This is a genomic window from Oleiphilus sp. HI0080, assembly GCF_001635135.1.
In genome coordinates this window covers 1-795 of record NZ_LWFU01001241.1, presented here as the reverse complement: position 1 = coordinate 795, position 795 = coordinate 1, and the positions used below count along the sequence as shown (strand labels likewise).

Below are 795 nucleotides of genomic sequence, written 5' to 3'. Positions count from 1 at the left end.
CAGCAAACCAGCGCCTCCGCTCGCCCACTGTTTATAAAGCCCAAGCAAGAGATCGCTTGGCAAGCCATCCGCATCGGCCATATTTTCTTCCATCGCGGCTTTCGCAATCCGGTTTTTAACGGTTAGCCCACAGGGAAAAGTGAAATTTGAATAGAGCATTGCTTGCATCAAGAAACCTTATTTTTGAATTAGATTGATAGAGCAAAGAAACCACATTTGGACGATCGCACCATCAGAATAGCCTGCCACGCTCTGTCCATACAGAGCATAGCGACACACCGTGACAGTTGGTTATATCCGGCCACAATACCCGTCACCTCGCCTTTAATGGCATACTCGTAACCAGACATTGGACCATCTTACAGAGAAGCAAAGATGCAAATCGACTTATCGAGCAAAGAAAGCTCTGAGATTTACCATTTACTCACACAAACAATCGTCCCTAGACCTATCGCTTGGATACTCACTGAAAATAAAGCAGGTGCCGGAGAACCCTTTAATCTGGCGCCGTTTTCCTTCTTCAATGCGATGGCCAGCGCACCCCCAACGTTAGTGGTCTCTATCGGTAAGAAACCGACGGGGGAAGAGAAGGACACGCGAGTCAATCTTGCCGAAGGCGAACTCTGCGTTGTGCATATACCACAGGTTACGCACATGCAGGCGGTATCCGACTCATCAAAAACACTTGAGTACGGCGATTCGGAGTTAAAGCACTCCCAAATGGATCATTGCGATTTTGAAGGCTTCGCACTGCCAAGACTTGCCGATTGCCCCATTGCCTTTGGATGCAAAGTT

General features: G+C 48.2%; 1 protein-coding gene. It reads left to right on the top strand.

What is annotated here, in order from left to right:
- Window positions 1-375: 375 nt before the first annotated feature.
- Window positions 376-795, top strand: a 420-nt coding sequence (locus A3751_RS21560) for a flavin reductase family protein (protein ID WP_068458832.1), incomplete at its 3' end; no start/stop codon positions are given.